This is a genomic window from Anaeromonas frigoriresistens (genome assembly GCF_016820655.1).
Classification (GTDB): Bacteria; Bacillota; Clostridia; order Tissierellales; family SIT17; genus Anaeromonas; species Anaeromonas frigoriresistens.
This window is the reverse complement of record NZ_WSFT01000047.1, coordinates 1-25,190: the sequence shown is the minus strand read 5'-3', so window position 1 is coordinate 25,190 and position 25,190 is coordinate 1. Positions and strand designations below refer to the sequence as shown.

Here is a 25,190-nt window from a genome sequence, read left to right as displayed (position 1 = left end):
GATATTCGAATATACTTAAGTGAGTACAAATTATTATTAAAAGCTTGACATACCCTAATAATATAGCTATAATCAATAAGTAGTGTCTTAATTTAAAAATTTGGAAGTTACCATTAAAATAATATATTAGATTTGAGGTAGCAGTGACTGAAGGGGGTGTATTTAATGAAGAGAACATACCAACCTAAAAAAAGACAAAGAAGTAAAGAGCATGGATTCAGAAAGAGAATGAAGAATAAAGCAGGAAGAAATGTATTACAAAGACGTAGAAGAAAAGGCAGAAAGAAATTATCAGCATAAGGCCGCATTTTAGTGGCCTTTTTATTCAATTTAAGGTTATTTTTTAAGGAGTTTTAGAATGGATAAAAAGCTAAAGCTTAGAAATAATAGAGATTTCCGTAAAGTATACGATAAAGGAAAATCCATATCCAATAAATATTTAGTAATGTTTTATATTAAGAATGGACTAGATTATAATAGGGTAGGTTTTTCCACTACTAAGAAATTAGGAAATGCTGTTATTAGAAATAAAGTTAAGAGACTAATAAAGGAAAGTTTTAGGTTAAATAATGATAATTTAATTAATGGATATGATATCGTATTCTTAGCAAGAATTCGAGCTAATAGTGCTTCTTATGAAGATATGGAAAAATCTATTATTAATTTATTTAAAAGATCTAAGTTGAATAAATAACCTAGAAAGGTTGTTTAATGTGAAGTATATAATAAAAAAAATTATAATATTGTATCAGAGATATATTTCACCACTGAAGGGAAGAACCTGTAGATTTTATCCCACTTGTTCTGAATACTCCGTACAAGCTTTAGATCGATATGGGCTTATAAAAGGTGGAATGAAATCAATATGGAGAATTTTAAGATGTAATCCATTTAATGCTGGAGGATATGATCCAATAGACAAATGAACGATACTATACTGATAAGATGGTAGGGGGTTAATTAATGATAGATATCTTTGCTCGTCCCTTGGGATTTTTAGTTGAATATATATACAAGGTAGTTTCTGGAGCTAATTTAGATTTTAGAAGTTTTTCGGCTTATGCTATATCAATTATAATTGCTACAATTATAGTTAAATTTATTTTGCTTCCGTTAACTTTAAAGCAAACTAAATCAATGAAGAATATGCAAAGTATTCAACCAAAGCTACAAGAGTTACAAAAGAAATATAAAAATGATAAAGAAACATTAAATGTGAAAACAATGGAACTGTATAAAGAGCACAAGGTAAACCCATTCGGTGGTTGTTTACCATTATTAATACAATTTCCAATAATAATAGGATTTTTTAATGTATTAAGAAATCCTATAAAATATGTTTTTGAAAATGAAGCAGCATATGAGGCTATAAATAAGAGTTTTTTATGGATAGATAATTTAAAGGATCCCGATTTATGGATATTACCTATAATCGCTGGTCTAACAACTTACTTCCAAAGTAAAATGATGGCTCCTTCTGGTGGAGGAGATGAAAAAGCCCAATCTACTCAAAAAACTATGACTACAATAATGCCTATAATGATTTTATTTTTTGCTAGAAGTGTACCTGCAGGATTGGCACTATATTGGGTAGTAAGTAATACTTTCCAAATAGTACAACAATTCATTATAAATAGAGATGCAGGAGCTCTTAAGGAGGAGTTAAAATAATATGAAATCTGTTGTTATTTCATCAAAAACTGTTCAGGATGCTATAAATGAAGGCTTAAGAGAATTAAATGTAGATAGAGATGATGTAACTATTGAGATAGTAGATGAACCCAACAAAGGCTTCTTAGGATTTATAGGTGCTAAGGATGCTAAAGTAAAACTTATTGTAAATAATAATCCAGTAAAACAAGCCGAAGACTTTTTACATGAACTATTAAATAAAATGGAAATTAAAGCAGAACTTAAGATAAATAAAACCTTAGATACTCTAGATATTGAAATATTAGGGGAAAATGGTGACGATATGGGTGCCATTATAGGTAAAAGAGGAAACACTTTGGACTCTATACAATATCTTATAAGTCTTATTGTAAATAAGGATAGAGATGATTATCTAAAGGTATTATTAGATACAGAAAATTATAGAAAAAAAAGAGAAGAAACTTTAATAAGATTAGCAAAAAAAATGGCTGGAAAAGCTAAAAGAACAAGAAAAAAAATAAGACTTGAACCTATGAATCCCTATGAAAGAAGAATAATACATTCAGCCTTACAAGAGGATCCATATATAAGTACTTTTAGTGAAGGTCAAGAACCTTATAGAAAAGTTGTTATAGATATTAATAAATAGTTATAATAAACCCAGTTTAATTACTGGGTTTATGTTATGTTTAAAGTTAATATTGGTATAATAATAATGAGAGTAATATAAGTACATATAATACTTTTCAGATATATAAATTTATAAAGAGGTGAATAAATTGGATATAGATACTATTGCTGCTATAGCCACTGCACCAGGAGAAGCTGGAATTGGTATAGTACGTTTAAGTGGTAAGAAAGCAGTAGATATTGTAGATAAAATTTTTCAAGGAAAAAAAGATATTAGTTTGAAAGATAGAGAACAAAGAAAATTGAACTATGGACATATAATAAATCCTGAGGATGGAAAGGTAATAGATGAAGTATTAGTAGTTTATATGAAGGCACCTTATACTTATACTACAGAAGATATTGTTGAAATAAACTGTCATGGTGGGATTATTCCAGTTAGAAGAATATTAGAAATTGTTTTAGAAAATGGAGCTAGAATAGCAGATCCTGGAGAATTTACTAAAAGAGCATTTATGAATGGGAGAATAGATTTAGCCCAAGCAGAAGCAGTAATGGATCTAATAAGTGCTAAAACAGATTCTAGTTTTGATGTGTCTTTAAATCAATTAGAAGGAAGTTTATCCCAAGAGGTTAGACAATTAAGAGAATCAGTATTAAAAATGCTAGCTCAAATAGAAGCTACCATAGATTTTCCTGATGAAGATGATGTGGAAGAAATGGCCTATGAAAAAATGAAAGAAGAAGGAAATGTTATTCTTCAGAGAATAGATAAATTATTAAGTACTGTATATACTGGTAAAATACTCAAAGAAGGACTTAAAACTATCATCCTAGGAAAACCTAATGTAGGAAAGTCCTCTTTAATGAATGCAATATTGCGAGAAAATAGAGCTATTGTAACTGAAATCCCTGGAACTACTAGAGATATTATAGAGGAATATGTAAATATTAATGGTATTCCTTTAAGAATAGTAGATACTGCAGGAATAAGAGAAACAGAGGATATAGTAGAAAAAATAGGAGTAGACAGAGCTAAAGCCCTTATTAATAAAGGTGATTTAGCTATAGTAGTATTTGATGCATCTAAAGAACTAACTGAAGAAGATATGAATATAATTGATTTAATAAAAGATAAGAAGTCAATTATATTATTAAATAAAACCGATTTAGAAGTTAAAACAACGGAAGAAAAAATAAAGAAACATATTCCAAATAAAAAAATAATAAATACTTCTATGATAAAAGGAAAAGGGTTAGAAACCTTAGAAGAAGCAATAAAAGATATGTTCTTTAAAGGAGAAGTTAAGGTAACAGATCAAATAATAATTAATAATGTTAGACATAAAGACTTATTGCTTAAATCAAAGAAAAATATTGAGGAAGCTTTAGCTTCTATAAACATGGGAATGCCTATTGATTGTATAGAAGTTGATGTAAAAGAATGTTGGAACAACTTAGGAGAAATCAATGGTGATACAGTTGGTGAAGATATTATAGATAGAATCTTTAGTGATTTCTGTATCGGCAAATAAGAGAGGAGTTTAAAGATGGATAATTCTATAACTTATCATGGTGGTGAATATGATGTTATAGTAGTAGGAGCCGGACACTCTGGCTGTGAAGCTGCTTTAGCTCCAGCAAGAATGGGGTTAAAAACATTAATTCTTACCATGAGTTTAGATTCGATTGCCCTTATGCCTTGTAATCCTTCAATAGGAGGAACAGGTAAAGGTCACTTAGTGAGGGAAGTAGATGCCCTTGGGGGTGAAATGGGCATAAATATAGATAAAACTTTTATTCAAACAAAAATGCTAAATACATCTAAAGGGCCAGCAGTTCATTCATTAAGAGCTCAAGCAGATAAAAGGCTATATCATGTAGAAATGAAAAATGTCTTAGAAGGTCAAGAAAATCTAGACTTAAAACAAGGAGAGGTAATTGATCTAATAGTAGATAACGGGAAGGTAAAAGGCGTAATAACTAGAACGGGAGCTCGATATAATGCAAAGACAGTGATATTATCTACTGGAACTTATCTTAGAGGTAGAATTTTTATTGGTGAAGTTAATTACTCAGGGGGACCAAATGGTCTATCTCCCTCTGTTAATCTTACAGGACCTTTAGAAAATTTAAATATTGAATTTAGAAGATTTAAGACAGGGACTCCTGCAAGAATTCATAAAGATTCAATAAATCTTGAAAAGATGTCACCACAACCTGGAGATGATACAATAGTTCCTTTTTCGTTTATGAATAGTGAAATAGAGAAGGAGCAAGAGTTATGTTATCTAACCTATACTAATACAGATACTCATAAAATTATTATGGCAAATCTTGATAAATCTCCGATGTATACTGGAAAAATGGAGAGTAAAGGACCTAGATACTGCCCTTCTATTGAGGATAAAGTTGTAAGATTTGCAGATAAAAATCAGCATCAAATATTTATAGAGCCCGAGGGGTTAGATACAAAGGAAATGTATGTTCAAGGAATGTCTACTACATTACCCGCTCAAGTTCAAATAGAAATGCTTAAAACCGTTCCTGGATTAGAAAATGTAGAGATAATGAGAGAGGCCTATGCTATAGAATATGATTGTATAGACCCTACAAAACTTAAAAGATCTTTAGAATACAAGGATATTGACAGTTTATTTTTTGCAGGACAAATTAATGGATCTTCTGGGTATGAAGAAGCTGCTTCTCAAGGATTGATAGCTGGAATTAATGCCGCTCTTAAAGCACAAAATAAAGAGCCTTTTATATTAGATAGATCTGAAGCATATATAGGAGTACTTATTGATGATTTAGTTACTAAAGGGACAGATGAACCTTATAGAATGATGACTGCTAGAGCTGAATATAGATTAACACTTCGTCAAGATAATGCTGACTTAAGATTAACTGAAAAAAGTTATAATGTAGGTTTAGCTTCAGATGAAAGGCATCAAAAGGTATTAGAAAAGAAGAATAAGATGAATGAAGAATTAGAGAGATTAAAAAAGGTACAGATTACTCCTACTGAAGATACAAATAAATTCCTAGAGTCTATAGGCAGTGTACCTATTAAGATGCCTACAAGTCTCTATGATCTTATAAAAAGACCTGAGATCAAATATGAAGAGATTGCTGAAATAGACCCTGAAAGACCTGAATTACTTAGAGAAATTAGAATGCAAGTAGAGATTCAGATTAAATATGAAGGATATATTAAGAAACAAATGAAGCAAATAGAACAATTTAAAAAACTAGAAAGTAAAAAGATTCCTGCTGATATAAGTTATGAAAATATAAGAGGGTTGAGATTAGAAGCAAGACAAAAACTTGAAGAAATAAGACCAGACTCTGTAGGTCAAGCATCTCGAATATCTGGAGTTTCTCCAGCAGACATTAATGTCTTACTTGTTTATTTAGAGCAGCAGAGAAGATTAAAAAGTAGGAGGAATTCAGATGAGTGATATAGATGTGTTAGTAGAAGGATTGCCACAATTAGATATAACTTTAGAGCCTGAAAAGATAGATGATTTCAGGCTCTATAAAGAATTATTAAAGGAATGGAATGAAAAAATAAATATTACAGCAATAAAAGATGATATGGAAATAGATATTAAGCATTTTTTGGACAGCTTGACTATTTTCAAAACAGGGTATATAAAAGAAGGACTTAAAATCATTGATATAGGAACGGGGGGTGGGTTTCCTGGACTACCTATAAAAATAGCAAATAGAAATACCGAAGTGGTATTATTAGATAGCTTAAATAAAAGAATCAAATTTTTAACAGAAGTTATAAACCAAGTAGGATTAGATAATATTAAAGCAATTCACGGTAGAGCTGAAGATTATGGTAAGGATAAAGAATATAGAGAAGAGTTCGATATTGCAATATCAAGAGCTGTGGCACCATTAAATATACTATTAGAATATTGTCTTCCTTTTGTAAAAGTTGGAGGATACTTTATTGCAATGAAGGGTCCTCAAATAAATAACGAAGTAGAAGAATCTGAAAAAGCTTTAAAAATACTAGGGGGAAATATTGAAGAAAGATTTGATATAAAATTACCTTTTAGTGATATAACTCATATTTTATTAGTTATAAAGAAAATATCTAAAACTCCGACAAAATATCCTAGGAAAGCAGGAAAACCAAAACAAAATCCGTTGTAATATATATAAATTTGTTTTTTTGTGTAATACGAAAGTTTGAAAAATTAATATGAATTAGCAGGAAATTAAAGATTTTTAGAGAAATAAATAATATAATAGTCGGAGAAGTTTTCGGGAGAGGAATGATATTATGAATTATGTTAGTCAGGAAATTACAAGTATTCCTATAAATCAAATAAGACCAAATCCATATCAACCAAGAAAAAGTTTTAGTAAAAGATCTATAGAAGAATTAAGTCAATCCATAGGTGCTTATGGAGTTCTTCAGCCTATTAGTGTAAGAAAAATTAATGAGGATGTATATGAACTAGTTGCAGGTGAAAGACGTTTAAGAGCATCAGAATTATTAGAATTGGATGCTATACCTGCAATAGTAGTAAATATGAAGGATCAAGACTCAGCCGCATTAGCGTTAATAGAAAATCTTCAGAGGGAGGATTTAAATTTTCTTGAAGAAGCAGAAGGATATAATAATTTAATAAATGATCATGGACTTACTCAACAAGAATTGGCAGAAAAAGTTGGGAAAAATCAATCTACTATAGCTAATAAACTTAGAGTACTTCGACTACCAGAAGAAATAAAAAAGCTACTATTAGAGAATGGATTATCTGAAAGACATGCAAGAGCATTATTAAAATTACCAGAAGAAGATTTACAGTTTAAAATATTAGATAGAGTAATAAAAAATGACCTGACTGTTAAAAAAACTGAAGCATTAATCAAATCCATCTTAGAAGATTTAACTGATATTAAAAAAGAAGAAGAGGAAAAATCAAAGCAAAAAATAAAAAGCTTAATTAATTTTAGAATTTATTTAAATACATTAAAGAATGCATATAATGCGATAAAAGATAGTGGTATAGAAGCTAAGTATGAAGAGAAGGATGCAGGCGAATTTATAGAAGTTACTGTTAAAATACCTAAAAACAAAAAAGCAATATAATTTTATAAAGATAAAGAGTATATGAATTCATATACTCTTTATCTTTATAAAAAATACATATTTAGCTAATTAAATATAACTTACATATTTATTATCTTTTATATAAAATCTCCAAAGAAATTCTTTTGCTTCTTCAGAATAATCTATACCTATTCTTTTAGACTCAATAATATCTATATTTTCTTCATTACCAGAACAGATATACAGCTTATTCCCTGTTAGATCTTCACCATTTAATTCTCTTGTAATTCCTAAGGCTTGAGTTAGTTTTCCAGGTCCGTTAGTAAGATTAGGAATTTTACTCTTTTTTAATTCAGAAAAAGGTTTATTAAATCTGTTTAATGACATGATATTTTCTCCTTCAATAGGCTCTACTCCTCTTATAAGAACACCCTGAGGATTATCTTTTTCTGAAGCAACTATATTAAGACAATTATAAATTCCATATATTAAATATACATAAGCATGACCCCCGCTCATAAACATAGCTTCGGTTCGAGGAGTTTTCTTACCCTTGTAAGTATGAGAAGCTTTATCTTTAATTCCCATATATGCCTCTACTTCTACTATTTTAACAACTAACCTATTATTATGAACATTAAATACTAAATATTTTCCTAATAAATCTTTCCCTAAGTCTAAAGCATTTTTTTTGTAGAAACTCCTATTTAGCTTAATCATAGTATTCTCCTTTACTTTTATAATAATATAATAGCAAAAAAAAATAAGTTTAAATATATTATACCCTTCTCTTTATAGGATATTTTATATATTATAGTATTATAAGATTATGAGAAAATTTTGATATAATTAAAAATAAATTAGAAATAGGAGTGGAGTTGATTGAATGGGAAAGACAATTGCAATATTTAATCAAAAGGGTGGAGTAGGAAAAACAACAACTAACGTAAACTTAAGTGCATGTATTGCAAAACTAAACCGCAAGATATTAGTTATAGATATTGATCCCCAAGGAAATACAACTAGTGGTTTTGGAATAGATAAAAAGTCACTGGATAACTCTATTTATGATATTTTAATAGAGGGTGAAGATATAGAAAATGTTATATTAGAAACAGAAATAGAAAATCTTCACTTAGTTCCATCAAATGTAGAATTAGCAGGGGCTGAAATAGAATTAACTAATAGGGAGCAAAGAGAAATTATACTGAAGAATGCTATTGATAAAATAAAGGACAAGTATGATTATATATTTGTAGATTGCCCTCCCTCCCTGGGATTACTGACTATAAATTCATTGGTAGCAGTAGATAGCGTTATAATTCCTATTCAATGTGAGTATTATGCCTTAGAGGGAGTAAGTCAACTTATGTCTACTATTAAGTTAGTAAAGAAGGGATTAAATGAAAACTTAGAGGTAGAAGGGGTAGTACTAAGCATGTTTGATGGTAGAACTAACCTTTCTATTCAAGTAGTAGATGAAGTTAAAAAATATTTTAAAGGAAAAGTCTATACAACTATTATTCCTAGAAATGTAAGATTAGCAGAAGCACCTAGTTATGGATTGTCAATAATTGATTATGATCCTAAATCAAAAGGAGCAGAGGCATATATGGAACTTGCTGAAGAATTTTTAGATTATATTGAGGATGTGATATAAATGACTAAAAAGAAAAGAGGATTAGGAAGAGGCTTATCAGCTTTAATCCCTGATGAACCTCAAGAAGAAATCAAAATCATAGATAATCAAGGTGAAGAAAAAATTATAAGTGTAAATATATCAGATATAAAACCAAATGCAAATCAACCTAGACAATCCTTTAATAATGAAAGTTTAAAAGAATTATCTGAGTCTATAGAAAAGGTTGGATTAATACAACCAATTGTAGTCAAAAAAGATAAATCAGGATATGAAATTATTGCTGGTGAAAGAAGATTTAGAGCTGCGAAACTCATAGGATTAGATAAAGTACCATGTATTTTAAGATCAGAAGATGAGAGAAAATCTACCGAAATGGCATTAGTAGAAAATATTCAAAGGGAAGATTTAAATTCAATAGAAGAAGCAATTGCTTATGATCATATGCTTAAAAAACACAACTTAACTCAAGAAGAATTATCAGAAATAGTAGGAAAGAGCAGGACTTATATTTCTAATTTAATAAGGTTATTAAACCTCTCCGATAAAGTAAAAAGCATGATAAAAAAGGGGCAATTATCATCTGGACATGGCAGGACTTTATTATCAATATCTGACAAGGAGAAACAATATAACGTAGCACTATCTATATTAGAAAATGATTTAAGTGTTAGGGAAACTGAAAAATTAGTTAAGGAATTACAAAAACCAAAACAGCAAAAACCTAAAAAAGAAAAAAAACAAGATCCTCTTACTAAAGGAATAGAAGAAAATTTAAGAAAGATATTAGGCACTAAAGTAACTATTAATAAAGGTAAGAAAAAAAGCAAGATTGAAATAGAATATTATAATGATGAAGATCTAGATAGAATATTAGAGTTATTAGATAAATAATAGTACTCTTCTAATATAAAAGAGTAGTTTTTGATTTAAAATGTTTCACGTGAAACATCCTAATAAATACCACTATATAAATTGTAATAATTTGATATAATTGTAATTAAGGCAAGATTTAAGGAGAGATGTTTATGGAAATCATAATGTATCTAGTTGATGCATTTTCCGATAAGAAGTTTAGTGGAAATCCAGCAGGAGTAATTCCTGATGCAAAGGGTTTGTCTTCACAGGATATGCAAAGAATTGCCACAGAGATTAATTTATCAGAAACAGCTTTTGTACAGAAAATAGATGAAGATAATTACAAGGTGAGATTTTTCACACCCACTCAGGAAGTTGATCTTTGTGGACATGCTACTATAGCAACTTTTTATACTTTAGCTTCAAAGGGCTATTTGAAGGGGATAGATAATGAAACTAAAAGATATTATCAGCATACTAAAGCAGGAAAGTTATATGTAGATGTTTACTGTAGTGATGGAGAAATTGATAATATTTTTATGGAACAGGCTTCTCCTAAATTAATAGGACAATTAGATGAAGTAGATGAATTATTAGTTTCTATGAATATTAATATTGATGAATTAGGCTTAGAATCTAAAAAAATAAAAAGCCAAATAATATCTACCGGGCTCCCAGATCTCATGGTTCCTATTAAAAATAAAGAGACTTTAAATAAAATTGAAATTGACTATAATAAGGTTACAAAACTATCTAAAAAATTAGATGTTACTGGTATACATGCTTTTACAATCGAAAAAGGACAAGTATATACTAGGAACTTTGCACCATTAGTAGGGATTAATGAAGAAGCTGCTACAGGAACTGCAAATGGAGCCTTATTCTATTATCTTAGAGAAAATAATATTATAAATAAAGATAAAATTACAATAAAGCAGGGAGAAATACTAAATAGACCCTCTGAGATTTTATGTAAGATTAGTGAGTCAAATCCAAATTGCATAGAAGTAGGAGGCAAAGCATCAATTATTATTGAAGGAGTTATACATTGTTAGACCTAAGACAAAATCTTAGGTCTTTTTTTATTTTTACTTTTGAAAAATAAAATGTAATAAATCCTTTTAATAGACTAATATATTAAAAAAATATAATTGTTAAAAAAATATCTAATAGAGAATCTTATGATATAATGAGTTACAATATAGTAAAATCAAGTATTAATCTATGGAAGGAGATTAAAATGATTATAGATGAGAAAAGAATTAATAATATTCTTGAAAAATCAATTGCACCATCCTTTGAAGAAATAGATAAGATATTAGAAAAGAGTAAACAAGCTAAAGGGTTATCTTTAGAAGAAACTGCTATATTACTAAACGTTGAGGATAAAGAACATATTAATGAAATTTTTAATACAGCTAAAGAAATAAAAGAAAATATATATGGAAAAAGAATAGTATTATTTGCACCTCTATATTTAACTAATAAATGCATAAATAATTGTTTATACTGTGGATTTAGAGTTGCTAATAAAGATCTTCCAAGAAAGACATTGGAGATTAATGAGGTTATTGCCGAGGCAAAAGCATTAGAACGAAGTGGTCAAAAGAGATTATTATTAGTTGCAGGAGAGGATAATATATCTGCACCATTAGATTATATAATAGAAACTATTAAAGAAATTTATGATAATAGTGATATGAGAAGATTAAACATAAACTCAGCACCTATGGATATAGAGGACTTTAAGAAACTTAAAGATGCAGAAATAGGAACATATCAATGTTTTCAAGAAACTTATCATAGACAAACCTATAAAAGGGTACATCCTACTGGACCTAAAGCTGATTATGATTATAGATTAGAAGTTATGGACAGAGCTATGGAAGCTGGAATAGATGATTTAGGAATGGGTGTATTATATGGTTTATATGATTATAAATTTGATACTCTGGCTCTATTAATGCATGCACAATATCTAGATAAAAAATACAATTGTGGTCCTCATACTATATCAGTACCAAGACTTAGACCAGCTCCTGGTGCAAAAATGGAAGAGGTTGAGTATCCTATCACAGATAATGAGTTTAAAAAATTAGTAGCTATTATTAGATTAGCTGTTCCTTATACAGGAATAATACTATCCACTAGAGAGTCAAAAAAATTAAGAGATGAACTTTTAGATTTAGGTGTATCTCAATTAAGTGCAAACTCTAGTACTAGTCCAGGTGGATATAAGGAAAATAGAAAGCATGAGTCTGATCAATTCTATACTGATGATGAGAGAAGTTTAGATGAGGTAGTTAAAACAATAAGTGATACTGGATATATACCTAGTTTTTGTACAGCCTGTTATAGAGTGGGACGAACGGGAGAGGACTTCATGAAACTAGTAAAAGAAGGAAAAATGAAGAGTATATGTAGATCAAATGCTTTACTAACTTTGAAGGAGCACACATTAGATTATGCATCTGAAGAAACTAGGGAAAGTGCAGAGAAAATAATAAATAAATTATCCCAAGAGGTAGAAAATAAGAATTTCGAGAAAGAGCTAAAGGATAGGTTAAAAAGATTAGAAGATGGAGAAAGGGATTTATACTTCTAGAAAGGAGAATATATGTCCATATTAAATAAATTTATTAAGAACAACTTTCAAAAACCTTATATACTTGTATGTTCATCTAAAACACATATGATGTATGCAAAAGACATATTAGATAAAAATATTGTTTCCAATGAACTTATTCCCACACCTAAAGGATTTGGGGAAATATGTACTACTGCAATTAAATTTGATTTTAAGGATAAAAAAGAAATAGAAAACTTGATAAAAAAAAGTAAGATAGAGTACAAAGGTATCTATTCTTTAGATAATAGATATAGATATGATTTATCTTCAGTATTAGAGATGAATATATCTGATGATATGAAAAAGATAATTAATAAGGTTCAAAACAATGAAGATATATCAAAAAAAGATGTATTATATCTTCTCAATAGAGAAACGGAAGAAGAATATAATGCTTTAATAACAACGGCTGATATAATAAGAAAAGAGTGTGTAGGAGACAGGATTGAATTGCGAGCCGCTGTAGAATTCTCCAACTACTGTATAAAGAACTGTAACTACTGTGGATTAAGAAAAGATAGTAAACAACATAGATACAGAATGAGTGAAGAAGAAATATTAGAAGAAGTAGACTATCTTTATAAAATAGGAATAAAAACAGTGATATTACAATCTGGTGAAGATCCTTTTTATACAACAGATAAGTTATTAAATATAATTAAGTCAATAAAAGAAAAATATAGAATGGGAATAACTTTAAGTGTAGGGGAAAGAACAGAAAAAGAATATAGATTATTTAGTGAGGCAGGAGTAAATAATTATCTGTTAAAAATAGAAACTTATAGCAAGAGATTGTTTGATTATATTCACCCAGATGATGATTTAGATACTAGAGTTCAACATACAACCTGGATAAAAGAAGCTGGAATGAGGGTAGGATCAGGAGGAATGATAGGTCTTCCTACTCAAACACTTGAAGAAATAGCAGATGTTATTTTATTTCAAAGGGATTTTGGAGTTCATATGATAGGTTTTGGACCATTCCTACCAGCAAAAGGTACACCCTATGAAAACTATTCAAAGTCAGACCTTAAGTTAAACTTAAAAGTAGTAGCTATTACAAGGATTATTTGTCAAAATGTATTCATTCCTGCAACTACTGCAATAGCAAGTCTAAATTCTTTAGGTCAAACTTTAGCTCTTGAAGCTGGAGCTAATACTATTATGTTAATAAGTACCCCTAAGGCCCTAAGAGAAAACTATGGAATATACTCTAATAAAAACATGGTGGATTTAGATTTTGCTATACAATCTACTTTAGACTCAAAAAGAAAATTACCTAAGTATCTTAACTATAGTTATATCGAAGAGTTAGGATATAAAATAGATAATAGTATAAAATGAGGTGATAAAAATGAATAATACTCCTAGAGCCAATAGACTTCATATAGGAATATTTGGCAAAAGAAATGCAGGTAAATCTAGCCTTATTAATGCTATAACAAATCAGGATATAGCATTAGTGAGTAAAACAAAGGGAACTACAACAGATCCAGTATATAAATCTATGGAGATACTACCAATAGGTCCAGTGGTTGTAATAGATACAGCGGGAATTGATGATACAGGGGAATTAGGAGACTTAAGAGTAAAGAAAACTCTTAAGGTATTAGAAAAGACAGATTTAGCTATTCTTTTGATAGATTCAGAACAGGAAGATTTTCAATATGAAAAAGATATAATTAAAATGATTAAGAAAAAAAATATACCTATACTTGGTGCAGTTAATAAGATAGATAAACAAGACATAGATATTGACATAATAAAAAAAGAATTAGGAATAGAACTATTAAAAGTAAGTGCAAAAACTAAGAATGGTATAGATGAATTTAAAGACAAAATAGCCCAATACTCTAAAGATATTGAATATGAAAAAAAAGTGATTATTGGAGATAAAATAGATAAAAACGATGTAGTAGTACAGGTGGTTCCTATAGATGAGGCAGCACCAAAAGGTAGACTAATATTGCCCCAAGTACAGACAATAAGGGATGTATTAGATCATAATGGGATTAATATTGTGGTCCAAGATACGGAGCTTGAAAAAACAATAGAATTATTTGGAGACAAAATAAAACTTGTTATAACAGACTCTCAAGCCTTTGGAAGAATTAAAGACATAGTACCTGAAAATATATATCTCACTAGCTACTCTATATTATTTGCTAGGTATAAAGGAGAGCTTAGAGAATTTATCAAAGGAGTAAATAATATAAAAAAATTAAATGAAGATGATACTATATTAATAAGTGAGGCTTGTACTCATCATAGACAAAAAGGAGATATTGGAAGGGATAAAATTCCTCAATTTTTACAGGAACTCTCGGAAAAGAACCTGAAATTTGAGTGGAGTTCAGGAAGTACAATACCAGAAGACATTTCTAAGTACTCTATGATAGTCCATTGTGGAGGCTGTATGATAAATAGAAAAGAGATGTTGAGTAGAATAGAAAGAGCCTCAGTTAGAAGTATACCTATAGTGAATTATGGTATATTTTTAGCATACAAGCATGATATTTTGCCAAGAGCAATAGAAATCTTTCCTAACGAAAAGAATATGTTATTAGTATAAAAGAAAGGTATAAGTTTAACGATTAAACTTATACCTTTCTTTTATGGTTTTATTTAATATTTTTTAGTGTATATTAATTAATGATATAATTATTATGAAAGGTAGGTATAATATTATGAATAAAGTATCTAAAAAGTTCATAAACGAACTTGAACTTCCTATTATCTCTGCACCAATGTTCTTAATATCTAGTCCCAAAATGGTTATAGAAAGCTGTAAAGCAGGTATAATAGGTTCATTTCCACTATTAAATGCTCGTACAACTGACACTTTAGAAGAATGGATGAAAGATATAACAATGGAGTTAGAAGAGTACAAAAATGACAATATAGATAGAAAAGTAGCTCCTTGGGCAGTAAATATTATTGTACATAAATCTAATAAAAGATATAAAGAAGATTTAAAAATGATAAAAAAATATAAACCACCAATTGTAATTACTTCCTTAGGAGATCCAACTCCAGTGATAGAGGCTGTACATGAATATAATGGTCTTGTTTTCTCAGATGTAACTAAACTAGTTCATGCAAAAAAAGCCGCTAATAAAGGCATAGATGGCTTGATTTTAGTATGTAGTGGTGCAGGAGGTCATGGAGGAGCTCTAAATCCGTTTGCATTTATAGGAGAAGTTAAAGAATTCTGGAATGGATTGACTATTTTAGCAGGAGCAATATCTACTGGTAAGGATATAATTGCAGCAAATGTTTTAGGTGCAGATTTAGTATCAATAGGTACTAAATTTATATCTACAAAAGAGAGTATGGCAAATAGTAAATACCAGGAAATGCTAATAAATTCAAACTTAGATGATATACTATATACTGATGCAATCACTGGTGTAAACGCTAACTTTCTAATACCTAGTATAAAACAAGCAGGTATAAAGATTGATGAGTTAGAACGAAAACAATCTTTTGATTTTTCTGAAGAAAATTCAACAGGATCAAAAGCATGGAAAGACATATGGTCTGCAGGACAAGGAGTAGGAAGAATTAAAGAAACTCTACCCATATCTCAAGTAATAAGTAACCTAAAAAAAAAATATGATAAAGTAGTTGAAGAATCAAAGAAATAATAAAGGAATCTGACATACTGAGTATGTCAGATTCCTTTATTATAAGAAAAACTTATATTGCATAAAATAGAATAAAAATTAACAATGAAAACGTTTAGTTTATTACAAAAACTTAAATAGTTAAAAAGTCTTTCTAATTATATATTGATTGACTTTACTTTAACAATCAATATATAATTAAAGCGGTGACAATGATATGAGGTAAAAGATGACATAGTAAATTAATTCATTATATGTAAAATTTTAATACAACATTATAGTTATTTAATTAACAAAATTCAATGGGGAGGTAATAATATGGAGTTTAAATTTGATTGGGATAAGAATGCATCAAAGATTGAAGAGCTAAAAAAAGTAATTGACGAGAAGAAACAGCTAAAAGGATCTCTTATGCCTGTTCTTCATAAAGCTCAAAAGATTTTTGGCTATTTACCAATTGAAGTACAGAAAATTATATCAGAAGAGTTAAACGTACCTTTGGCAGAGATTTACGGTGTGGCAACCTTTTACTCACAATTCTCATTAATTCCAAAGGGAGATTACACTATAGGGGTTTGTCTTGGAACAGCATGCTATGTTAAAGGTGCTCAAGATATTATAGATGAGATTAAAAAAGAGATAAACGTGGAAGTAGGAGGAACTACTAAGGATAGAAAGTTCTCCCTAGTAGCAACAAGATGTATAGGTGCATGTGGACTAGCTCCTGTAATGACGATAAATGAAGATGTTTATGGGAAGCTGAAAACTGGTGAAGCTAAGGACATATTAAAGAAATATTAATTTAAATGGGGGTGCTAATATGAAATCTCTAGAGGAATTAAAAAAAATAAGAGAAGAAGCTATCAAGAACGTAGATTTAAGACAAGAAAGAGAAGGAACTAGAATAGTTGTAGGAATGGCTACTTGTGGAATATCTGCTGGAGCAAGACCTGTTTTGATGGCTATGGTAGAAGAAGCTAATAAAAGAAATTTAACTGATGTTAAGATAAATCAAACTGGTTGTATAGGAATGTGCAGTTTGGAACCTATAGTAGAAATATACAGACCAGGGGAAGAAAAGGTAACTTATGTTAATATGACCCCTGAGAAGGCAAGAAAAGTAATAGCAGAGCATATAGTGAACGGAAAAATAGTAGATGAATATACAGTAGGATCTGTACAAAAATAATAATGTTTCACGTGAAACATTTATATTAAAAAGGAGGAAAGGATATGAATATCTATAGATCTCATGTTCTTATATGTGGTGGTACAGGGTGTGCTTCCTCAAGGTCAGACAAAATAGAAGAAAAATTTAATGAAGTACTTTTAGATAAAGAATTAGACAAGGAAATACAAGTTATCAGAACAGGGTGTTTTGGATTATGTGAAGCAGGACCTATCGTAATAGTATATCCTGAAGGAGCTTTTTATAGTCACATTAAGATAGAGGATGTTCCTGAAATAGTAGAAGAACATCTATTAAAAGGAAGAATAGTAAAAAGTAAATTATTTAAAGAGTCCTTTGATAACGAAAAGATAAAATCAGTTAATGAAGTAGATTTCTATAAAAAACAAAAAAGATTAGCATTGAAAAACTGTGGAGTTATAAATCCAGAAGATATAACAGAGTATATTGCAATGGATGGATATTTAGCATTAGGTAAAGCTTTAACTGAAATGACTCCTCAAGATGTAATTGAAGTAATAAAAGATTCAGGGTTAAGAGGTAGAGGAGGCGGAGGATTCTCTTCTGGTCTTAAATGGCAATTTACAGCTAACGCTGAAGGGGATGAAAAATATATATTATGTAATGCTGATGAGGGAGATCCAGGAGCATTCATGGATAGAAGTATATTAGAAGGGGATCCTCATGCAGTTATAGAAGCTATGGCATTAGCAGGTTATGCTATAGGTGCAAAACAAGGATATGTATACGTTAGAGCTGAATACCCTATAGCAGTAGATAGATTACAAATAGCTATTGATCAAGCAAGAAGTAAAGGACTTTTAGGGAAAAATATTTTTGGAACTGATTTTGAGTTCGATATGGAAATTCGTCTTGGAGCAGGAGCTTTTGTTTGTGGAGAGGAAACAGCTCTTATAGCTTCTATCGAAGGTGAAAGAGGTATGCCAAGACCAAAGCCACCATTCCCAGCTAATAAAGGTTTATGGGGAAAACCTACATTAATAAACAATGTAGAGACATATGCAAATGTACCTTTGATAATATTAAAAGGTGCAGAATGGTTTAGAAGTATTGGAACTGAAAAGTCACCGGGGACAAAGGTATTTGCATTGGGTGGAAAAATCAACAACACAGGGTTAGTAGAAATCCCTATGGGAACAAGTCTAAAAGAAGTTATATATGATATTGGTGGAGGAATACCTGAAGGAAAAGCATTTAAAGCTGTTCAAACAGGAGGACCTTCCGGTGGATGTCTTACATCTGATTTTATAGACACTCCAATTGACTTTGACTCCTTAACAGCATTAGGATCTATGATGGGTTCTGGTGGTATGATAGTTATGGATGAAGATAACTGTATGGTTGATATAGCAAGATTCTTCTTAGATTTTACTGTTGAGGAATCCTGCGGTAAATGTCCTCCATGTAGAATAGGTACTAAGAGAATGTTAGAAATTCTTGAAAAAATAACTGAGGGCAATGGTGAGCCTGAAGACCTTGATAGATTAGAAAGATTAGCAGAAAATATAAAAACATCTGCTCTATGTGGTCTAGGTCAAACAGCACCAAACCCTGTGTTATCAACATTGAAATACTTTAGAGATGAATATGAGGCTCATGTTCATGAAAAAAGATGTCCAGCAGGAGCATGTAAATCATTATTAGCATATACAATAGATGAAGAAAAATGTAAAGGATGTACTTTATGTGCTAAAGCATGTCCTGTAGATGCTATAGAAGGTGAAAGAAAAGAAAATCACATAATACATCAAGATAAATGTATTAAATGTGGAGCTTGTTTGGATAAATGTCCATTTGGAGCTGTGTTGTTAGCTTAATCTTAACCGAAATAGATAAGAAGGGGTGTAGATCATGAATATGATTACCATTACTATAGATAATCAACAAATTAGTGTTCCTGAGAATTCTACAGTTCTTGAAGCTGCAAGAAATCAAGGCATTGATATTCCTACTTTATGTTATTTAAAAGATATAAATGAAGTTGGAGCTTGTAGAATGTGTTTAGTAGATGTAGAAGGAGCAAGAACATTACAGACTGCTTGTGTATTACCTGTTACAGAAGGAATGAATGTAAAAACAAACACTAAGAAAGTAAGAGAAGCAAGAAAAGCTACATTAGAGCTTATACTTTCTAATCATGATAGAGAATGTTTAACTTGTGCTAGAAACAAAAATTGTGAATTACAAACTATTTCAGATGATTTAGGAGTTAGAGAAATAAGCTTTCCTGGAGAGTCAATTGTACGCCCAGTAGATACTTCATCACCATCTATAGTTAGAGACCCAAATAAGTGTATCTTATGTGGTAGATGTGTAAGTGTATGTAGTGAGGTTCAAAATGTAGGGGTATTATCTTTCACTAATAGAGGATATGAAACTACTGTAGCACCAGCTTTTGAAAGAGGTATGGATGATATTCCTTGTATAAACTGTGGGCAATGTATATCCGTATGTCCAGTAGCTGCTCTAAGAGAAAAAGAAGAAATAGATTATGTGTGGGAAGCAATTGATGATCCTAAAAAACATGTAGTTGTACAGACTGCTCCAGCAGTAAGGGCTGCTTTAGGTGAAGACTTTGGATTAGAGATGGGTACAAGTGTAACAGGAAAAATGGTAGCATCATTGAGAAGATTAGGATTTGATAAGATATTCGATACTGACTTTGGTGCAGACCTTACTATAATGGAAGAAGGATATGAGTTACTAGATAGATTACAAAATGGTGGAACTCTACCAATGATAACATCTTGTTCACCAGGTTGGGTGAAATTCTGTGAGTTATATTATCCAGAGTTTTTAGATAATCTTTCATCTTGTAAATCACCAGCTCAGATGACAGGAGCAATAATTAAGACATATTATGCTAAGAAGAATGGAATTAATCCAGAAGATATATATGTAGTATCTGTTATGCCATGCTCTGCAAAGAAATTTGAGGCAGATAGAGAAGAATTATCCCATAATGGATTACAGGATATAGATGCAGTATTAACTACAAGAGAATTATCTAAAATGATAAAAGAAGCACGAATAGATTTCTTAAAACTTCAAGATGAGGAGTTTGATGAAATATTAGGAGAGTCTACAGGAGCAGGAGTTATATTTGGAGCTACAGGTGGAGTTATGGAAGCTGCCCTTAGAACCGTATCAGAAGTAGTATTAGAAAAAGAGTTAGAGAGCATTGATTTCGAAGGAGTAAGAGGTATAGAAGGAATCAAGGAAGCTACTATAGAGCTGGGAGATCAGACTTTAAATATAGCAGTAGTTCACAGCACTGGTCAAGCAAGTAAAGTGTTAGATATGATAAAGAATGGCGAGAAAGAATATCACTTTATAGAGGTTATGGGTTGCTCTGGTGGCTGTGTAGCCGGTGGTGGACAGCCATATATTACTGCACAAGATAGATGGACTAAAGATATAAGACAAGAAAGAGCTAAAGCTCTTTATGGAGAAGATAAAAATAAGAAAATAAGAAAATCTCACGAAAATCCAATGATTAAGAAGGTATATGATGAGTTCTTAGTAAAACCAAACAGTCATAAGTCTCATGAATTATTGCATACTCATTATATAAAAAGAGAAAAGTATACATTATAAAACAAAAGGTGATAGCTTACATAGGCTATCACCTTTTGTTTTATAAATTGTTTAAAACACAAGATTTTCTATAAAATTTTAATTAGATTAAAAATAATATGAATTAAAATCTACTCATACTATGGTATAATTAATATGAAATAAATAGGGAGGTGTGGGACTTGATATATCTTGATAATGCAGCGACAACATTCCCGAAACCAGATATAGTTTATAATGCAGTAATGGAAGCTATGAAAGATTTTGGAGCAAATCCAGGAAGAGCTGGACACAAATTATCTTTAAGAGCTGGAAGAGGAATTTATGAAACCAGAGAAGTTTTATCAGTTCTTTTTAATATCGAAAACCCAATGAATATAATTTTCACAAACAATGCAACAGAAGCTTTAAATTTAGGTATTAAAGGCTTTTTAAAAAAAGGTGACCATGTAATTACCACCACAATGGAACATAACTCAGTTTTAAGACCAATAATAGCATTAGAAGAAAAAGGAATAGAAAATACAATAGTAAGATGTGATGAAAAAGGCTTTATAAATATAGAAGATATTGAGAGAAACATCAAACAAAACACAAAGTTAATAGTTACAACTCATGCTTCAAATGTAACCGGAACTATATTTCCAATAAAAGAAATTGGAAAGTTAGCAAGAAAACATAATATTTATTATATGGTTGATGCTGCTCAAACTGCAGGAGTATATCCTATAGATGTAAAAGAAATGAATATAGATATCTTAGCCTTTCCAGGGCATAAAAGTTTACTAGGACCTCAAGGAACAGGAGGATTATATATAAAAGAAGGTCTAGACATAATGCAAATGAAAGAGGGGGGTACCGGTAGTAAGTCTCATGAATTAATTCAACCGGATATTCTACCAGATAAATACGAGAGTGGTACACCTAATACTCCGGGAATTATAGGTTTAGGTGCTGGAGTTAGGTATATACTAGATAAGGGTATAGATAGTATAAGAAATCATGAAAAAGAACTTCTTAAAATATTTTTAGATGGATTAAATGAGATAGATGGTGTTAAGGTATATGGTCCAGCAAATATAGAAGAACAAGCTCCTGTAATTTCATTAAATATTGGAGATGAAGACTCTTCAGAGATAAGCTATATATTAGACAGTGTATTTGATATTGGAACTAGATCAGGGCTCCATTGTGCACCTTTAGCCCATGAAACCTTGGGGACATTAGAACAAGGGGTGGTTAGATTTAGCATAGGACCCTTTAATACGAAAGAAGATATTTCAAAGGCATTAGAAGCAATAAAAAAGATAGCAGTAGAAGCTAGGTAGAAAAATCTACCTAGCAGATTCGTGATATATTGAGAGTACAAGAAATGCAGTAATGTATATTATAGAAACTACAATAATATAAACTAAACAATATTGAAAGGGAGTAGAAAATGGATAGGGTTAATGAAATTTTAAATTTATATACTAACGAAATAATATTAGGACTTATAGTATTTTCATTGTTTTTACTTTTGTTATTTTTAATTCAAGAATTCAGAGTATCTTCTATAAAGAAAAAATATAACAAATTACTTGAGGATAGTAAAGGGACAAGCCTAGAAGAAATATTATTTAATCATTTAGATGAGATGAAAAATGTTAAAGAAGAAGTTAAAGAAGTTAAAAATTATGCATCTAATATAGATAATAGGCTTAAAACATCAATACAAAGAGTAGGAATGATAAGATATAATGCCTTCGATGATATGGGAAGTGATTTAAGTTTTTCAGTAGCACTATTAGATGATAACAATACAGGGATAGTGATCTCGAATCTGTTTGGTAGGAATGAGTCTATAACTTATGGCAAGCCTGTTATAAATGGAGAATCTGATTATAAGCTATCTATTGAAGAAATTCAAGCCATTGATAGAGCAAAGAGAAATTCTTTATACATGGAAGATAAAATGAGAAAAGCGGTTAAGTAGGATGATTAAATGAAAATTGCTTTTATAGTAAATCCAATTGCAGGAAAAAACAGAAAAAAAGACATTACTCCTTTTATAAAAAGTGAACTTGATAAAACTAATTATGAATATACAATTATCTATACTAAAGGAATAAATCATGCATCAGTTATTACTAAAGAATATATAGATAAGAAATATGGGATAATAGTTGCAGTAGGTGGAGATGGCACTGTAAGAGAAGTAGCTAGTGGAATTTCATATAAAAATAAAGGAATATTAGGAATTATACCTATGGGTACTGGAAATGATTTAGCTAGAACATTGAATATTCCATTGGATATTAAAGAATCAATAAAGAGAATAGTAAAAAGAAAGATAAAAGAAATTAATATTGGTATTTCTCAAGACAATATTTTTTTAAATGTTGCAAGTATAGGTTTTGATGCTGAAATAGTTGAGAATACTAAAGTATTTAAAGGGTTTTTAAAAGGAAAAGTAGCATATACTATGGGAATTTTGAGAACTTTATTTACATTTAAATCCAAGAATATTAAAATTGAGTATGATGGAATTAAAAGAGATGAGAATATATTATTAGTAGCGGTTGCTAATGGAAGATTCTATGGTGGCGGAATGAAGATATGTCCCAAGGCTGATATCACTGATAATCAACTGGATGTATGCATCATAAAGAATATAGCTAAGTTTAAATTATTATTTTTATTTCCTTCTGTATATAATGGGAAGCATGGAAAGTACGATAAGTATGTAGAATTTATTCGAGTATCATCCTTAAAAATATATTCAAAGAATGAAATTGTTCTAAATGTAGATGGAGATATATTAAAAACAAATGGACTTATAGATTTTAATTTAGATATAAAAAAATTAAATATAATAGTATAATACATAAAATTATCTTCAATGAAAATACTAATAACAGTATTTTGTTGGAGGTGTTTTTATTGAAAAATGTATCAGTACAAAATGGACTTAATGAGTTAGCTCAAGAATTAAGTAGACGAGGATATAACATAGTAGATAGTGAAGATTCTAATAGTGCAGAGGTATATATATATATGGCTGATGGCTATAATGTTTCTAGTTTAACCAATATGATGGATATGGATAATGGTGAGCCAATAGAGAATCCAAAAGGAACATTACTTATAAATGCAACAGGAAAAAATATAGAACAAATAGAAGAAATAATAAATAAAGGATATTATACACCATTATTTTAATAAGTAAAAAGGCTGGATTACCAGCCTTAATTTAATGCATCAGTGTTGATTCGCATTTTAGATATAGAATATATAATTGAATTAGATATAACATTTGCCATTTTCATTACAATATTAAGTCTGGTATTTTGAAGAACCATAAATTCCATGAATCCAGAAACATTAACAACTCCAGTGATATGAATATCTCCTATTTCTGTAAGTTTCTTATTAACTCCAGCTCCTGGTTTTAAGGGCCCATCCCATACAGAAATAAAACCAATTCTTTCAAGAGTTCCTAAAGAAGCATCAATAGCAATTATAAAAGGATTTAGGTGATCTTTATTAATTTTCATAATATATTCATCAAGATTTTTTGCGTGAACAGGGGAATCAAGGGTTCCATAAACGTAAACATTATCTTTGGAATTAAACAATCTTCTTTCTAAGAAATATCCAACTAATGGACCTAAACTATCTCCTGTAGATCTATCAGTACCTATACATAAAATAATTAAATCAGAATATACATAATTATATTTTTCTATTAATTTACTTTGCAAAATATGACTAAAAGAAGATATAGCAAAATCAGAATTACAATCTATAGTATTTTTGTTTATTTTAATCATTATCATAGTACCTCCTAGGAACAAAATAATATTATGATTTTATCCAAAGTTATAATAAAAAATACTTCATTTAATATGTATATAAAAGTATCTACATATATATTACCCAATATATTACCCAAAAATATATGATAAACTAGGTTAACAAATATGACGCACTTCTTGACAACAAACATGTTATATGATAAGCTATTATTTGTCGAAAGAAGTCATATTAAGCATAATTGAGATTATCTAATATCTTAATATTAATATATAGTAAGGGGTTTGTAGTATACTATTAAAACGAAAAAAGTGTTGACAAACCAAAAAGCAATTGATATAGTACTAAGAGTCGCTTACAGAATCAACGAATTCGACAAAGTAAAAACTTTTTCAAAAAAAGTATTGACAAAGAAATTGTTATTTGATATAGTGTTAAGAGTCGCCGGTAACGGCACAAAACAATTTGGTCTTTGAAAATTGAACAGTACAAAGTTA

At 29.9% G+C, this 25,190-nt stretch carries 26 protein-coding genes; 24 read left to right on the top strand and 2 right to left on the bottom strand.

Going from position 1 to position 25,190, the window contains the following annotated elements:
- The first annotated feature begins 165 nt into the window (after positions 1-165).
- The 9 genes from rpmH (at position 166) to noc (ending at position 7,399) form a co-directional block, all read left to right on the top strand.
- Positions 166-300 carry a 50S ribosomal protein L34 gene (rpmH, locus tag GOQ27_RS12645; RefSeq protein ID WP_203367235.1) on the top strand — a complete coding sequence of 45 codons (135 nt, stop codon included), beginning with the start codon at positions 166-168 and terminating at the stop codon, positions 298-300.
- Positions 301-358: 58 nt separating this feature from the next.
- Positions 359-694, top strand: a complete 336-nt coding sequence (rnpA, locus tag GOQ27_RS12640; RefSeq protein WP_203367234.1) for a ribonuclease P protein component — start codon at positions 359-361, stop codon at positions 692-694.
- Between the two features lie 19 nt (positions 695-713).
- Positions 714-926, top strand: a complete 213-nt coding sequence (gene yidD, locus GOQ27_RS12635; RefSeq protein WP_203367233.1) for a membrane protein insertion efficiency factor YidD — start codon at positions 714-716, stop codon at positions 924-926.
- 37 nt (positions 927-963) lie between these two features.
- Positions 964-1,671 (top strand): YidC/Oxa1 family membrane protein insertase, encoded by a 708-nt coding sequence (locus GOQ27_RS12630; RefSeq protein ID WP_207751312.1) that lies wholly within the window; start codon positions 964-966, stop codon positions 1,669-1,671.
- Between the two features lies 1 nt (position 1,672).
- Positions 1,673-2,302 carry an RNA-binding cell elongation regulator Jag/EloR gene (gene jag / locus GOQ27_RS12625; protein ID WP_203367232.1) on the top strand — a complete coding sequence of 210 codons (630 nt, stop codon included), beginning with the start codon at positions 1,673-1,675 and terminating at the stop codon, positions 2,300-2,302.
- Between the two features lie 130 nt (positions 2,303-2,432).
- The gene (mnmE, locus tag GOQ27_RS12620) at positions 2,433-3,818 is read left to right on the top strand and encodes a tRNA uridine-5-carboxymethylaminomethyl(34) synthesis GTPase MnmE (RefSeq protein ID WP_203367231.1); all 1,386 of its coding nucleotides are present in this window, start codon (positions 2,433-2,435) and stop codon (positions 3,816-3,818) included.
- 15 nt (positions 3,819-3,833) lie between these two features.
- The gene (gene mnmG, locus GOQ27_RS12615; RefSeq protein ID WP_207751311.1) at positions 3,834-5,744 is read left to right on the top strand and encodes a tRNA uridine-5-carboxymethylaminomethyl(34) synthesis enzyme MnmG; all 1,911 of its coding nucleotides are present in this window, start codon (positions 3,834-3,836) and stop codon (positions 5,742-5,744) included.
- Complete coding sequence (rsmG, locus tag GOQ27_RS12610; protein WP_203367230.1) at positions 5,737-6,453, top strand: 16S rRNA (guanine(527)-N(7))-methyltransferase RsmG; 717 nt, start codon at positions 5,737-5,739, stop codon at positions 6,451-6,453. The genes mnmG and rsmG overlap by 8 nt, the downstream gene beginning before the upstream one ends.
- Before the next feature lie 130 nt (positions 6,454-6,583).
- Positions 6,584-7,399 (top strand): nucleoid occlusion protein, encoded by an 816-nt coding sequence (gene noc / locus GOQ27_RS12605; RefSeq protein ID WP_203367229.1) that lies wholly within the window; start codon positions 6,584-6,586, stop codon positions 7,397-7,399.
- A 69-nt stretch (positions 7,400-7,468) separates the two neighbouring features.
- Here the strand turns inward: noc and GOQ27_RS12600 are convergent, their stop codons facing one another.
- Entirely contained in the window at positions 7,469-8,080 is a 612-nt protein-coding gene (locus GOQ27_RS12600) for a DNA-3-methyladenine glycosylase (protein ID WP_207751310.1), read from the bottom strand.
- A 166-nt stretch (positions 8,081-8,246) separates the two neighbouring features.
- Here GOQ27_RS12600 and GOQ27_RS12595 point away from each other — a divergent pair, with 166 nt between their 5' ends.
- The 15 genes from GOQ27_RS12595 to GOQ27_RS12525 all read left to right on the top strand — a co-directional run bounded on the left by GOQ27_RS12595 (position 8,247) and on the right by GOQ27_RS12525 (position 24,099).
- Positions 8,247-9,020: a ParA family protein gene (locus tag GOQ27_RS12595; protein WP_203367228.1), complete on the top strand. Its 774-nt coding sequence runs from the start codon at positions 8,247-8,249 to the stop codon at positions 9,018-9,020.
- Entirely contained in the window at positions 9,021-9,893 is an 873-nt protein-coding gene (locus GOQ27_RS12590; protein WP_203367227.1) for a ParB/RepB/Spo0J family partition protein, read from the top strand.
- 134 nt (positions 9,894-10,027) lie between these two features.
- Entirely contained in the window at positions 10,028-10,912 is an 885-nt protein-coding gene (locus GOQ27_RS12585; protein ID WP_203367226.1) for a PhzF family phenazine biosynthesis protein, read from the top strand.
- Positions 10,913-11,046: 134 nt separating this feature from the next.
- Positions 11,047-12,462 carry a [FeFe] hydrogenase H-cluster radical SAM maturase HydG gene (hydG, locus tag GOQ27_RS12580; protein WP_203367225.1) on the top strand — a complete coding sequence of 472 codons (1,416 nt, stop codon included), beginning with the start codon at positions 11,047-11,049 and terminating at the stop codon, positions 12,460-12,462.
- 12 nt (positions 12,463-12,474) lie between these two features.
- Positions 12,475-13,830 (top strand): [FeFe] hydrogenase H-cluster radical SAM maturase HydE, encoded by a 1,356-nt coding sequence (hydE, locus tag GOQ27_RS12575; RefSeq protein ID WP_203367224.1) that lies wholly within the window; start codon positions 12,475-12,477, stop codon positions 13,828-13,830.
- A gap of 10 nt (positions 13,831-13,840) precedes the next feature.
- On the top strand, positions 13,841-15,058 hold the full coding sequence (gene hydF / locus GOQ27_RS12570; RefSeq protein WP_203367223.1) for a [FeFe] hydrogenase H-cluster maturation GTPase HydF: 1,218 nt from the start codon (positions 13,841-13,843) through the stop codon (positions 15,056-15,058).
- A gap of 115 nt (positions 15,059-15,173) precedes the next feature.
- Positions 15,174-16,133 (top strand): NAD(P)H-dependent flavin oxidoreductase, encoded by a 960-nt coding sequence (locus tag GOQ27_RS12565; RefSeq protein ID WP_203367222.1) that lies wholly within the window; start codon positions 15,174-15,176, stop codon positions 16,131-16,133.
- Positions 16,134-16,430: 297 nt separating this feature from the next.
- Entirely contained in the window at positions 16,431-16,913 is a 483-nt protein-coding gene (locus tag GOQ27_RS12560) for an NADH-quinone oxidoreductase subunit NuoE family protein (protein ID WP_203367221.1), read from the top strand.
- 19 nt (positions 16,914-16,932) lie between these two features.
- A complete protein-coding gene (locus GOQ27_RS12555; protein WP_203367220.1) occupies positions 16,933-17,301 on the top strand; it encodes a (2Fe-2S) ferredoxin domain-containing protein in 369 nt (122 codons plus the stop codon).
- A gap of 44 nt (positions 17,302-17,345) precedes the next feature.
- The gene (nuoF, locus tag GOQ27_RS12550; protein ID WP_203367219.1) at positions 17,346-19,139 is read left to right on the top strand and encodes an NADH-quinone oxidoreductase subunit NuoF; all 1,794 of its coding nucleotides are present in this window, start codon (positions 17,346-17,348) and stop codon (positions 19,137-19,139) included.
- A 34-nt stretch (positions 19,140-19,173) separates the two neighbouring features.
- Positions 19,174-20,919: an NADH-dependent [FeFe] hydrogenase, group A6 gene (locus GOQ27_RS12545; RefSeq protein WP_203367218.1), complete on the top strand. Its 1,746-nt coding sequence runs from the start codon at positions 19,174-19,176 to the stop codon at positions 20,917-20,919.
- A gap of 161 nt (positions 20,920-21,080) precedes the next feature.
- Positions 21,081-22,226, top strand: a complete 1,146-nt coding sequence (locus GOQ27_RS12540; protein ID WP_203367217.1) for an aminotransferase class V-fold PLP-dependent enzyme — start codon at positions 21,081-21,083, stop codon at positions 22,224-22,226.
- Positions 22,227-22,336: 110 nt separating this feature from the next.
- On the top strand, positions 22,337-22,873 hold the full coding sequence (locus GOQ27_RS12535) for a DUF4446 family protein (protein WP_203367216.1): 537 nt from the start codon (positions 22,337-22,339) through the stop codon (positions 22,871-22,873).
- 9 nt (positions 22,874-22,882) lie between these two features.
- Positions 22,883-23,761, top strand: coding sequence for a diacylglycerol/lipid kinase family protein (locus GOQ27_RS12530; protein ID WP_203367215.1), 879 nt, complete (start codon positions 22,883-22,885; stop codon positions 23,759-23,761).
- A gap of 59 nt (positions 23,762-23,820) precedes the next feature.
- On the top strand, positions 23,821-24,099 hold the full coding sequence (locus tag GOQ27_RS12525) for a YkuS family protein (protein ID WP_203367214.1): 279 nt from the start codon (positions 23,821-23,823) through the stop codon (positions 24,097-24,099).
- 26 nt (positions 24,100-24,125) lie between these two features.
- On the opposite strand, the gene yyaC is transcribed toward GOQ27_RS12525, so the two are convergent.
- Positions 24,126-24,710 carry a spore protease YyaC gene (gene yyaC, locus GOQ27_RS12520; protein ID WP_203367213.1) on the bottom strand — a complete coding sequence of 195 codons (585 nt, stop codon included), beginning with the start codon at positions 24,708-24,710 and terminating at the stop codon, positions 24,126-24,128.
- Between the last annotated feature and the right edge of the window lie 480 nt (positions 24,711-25,190).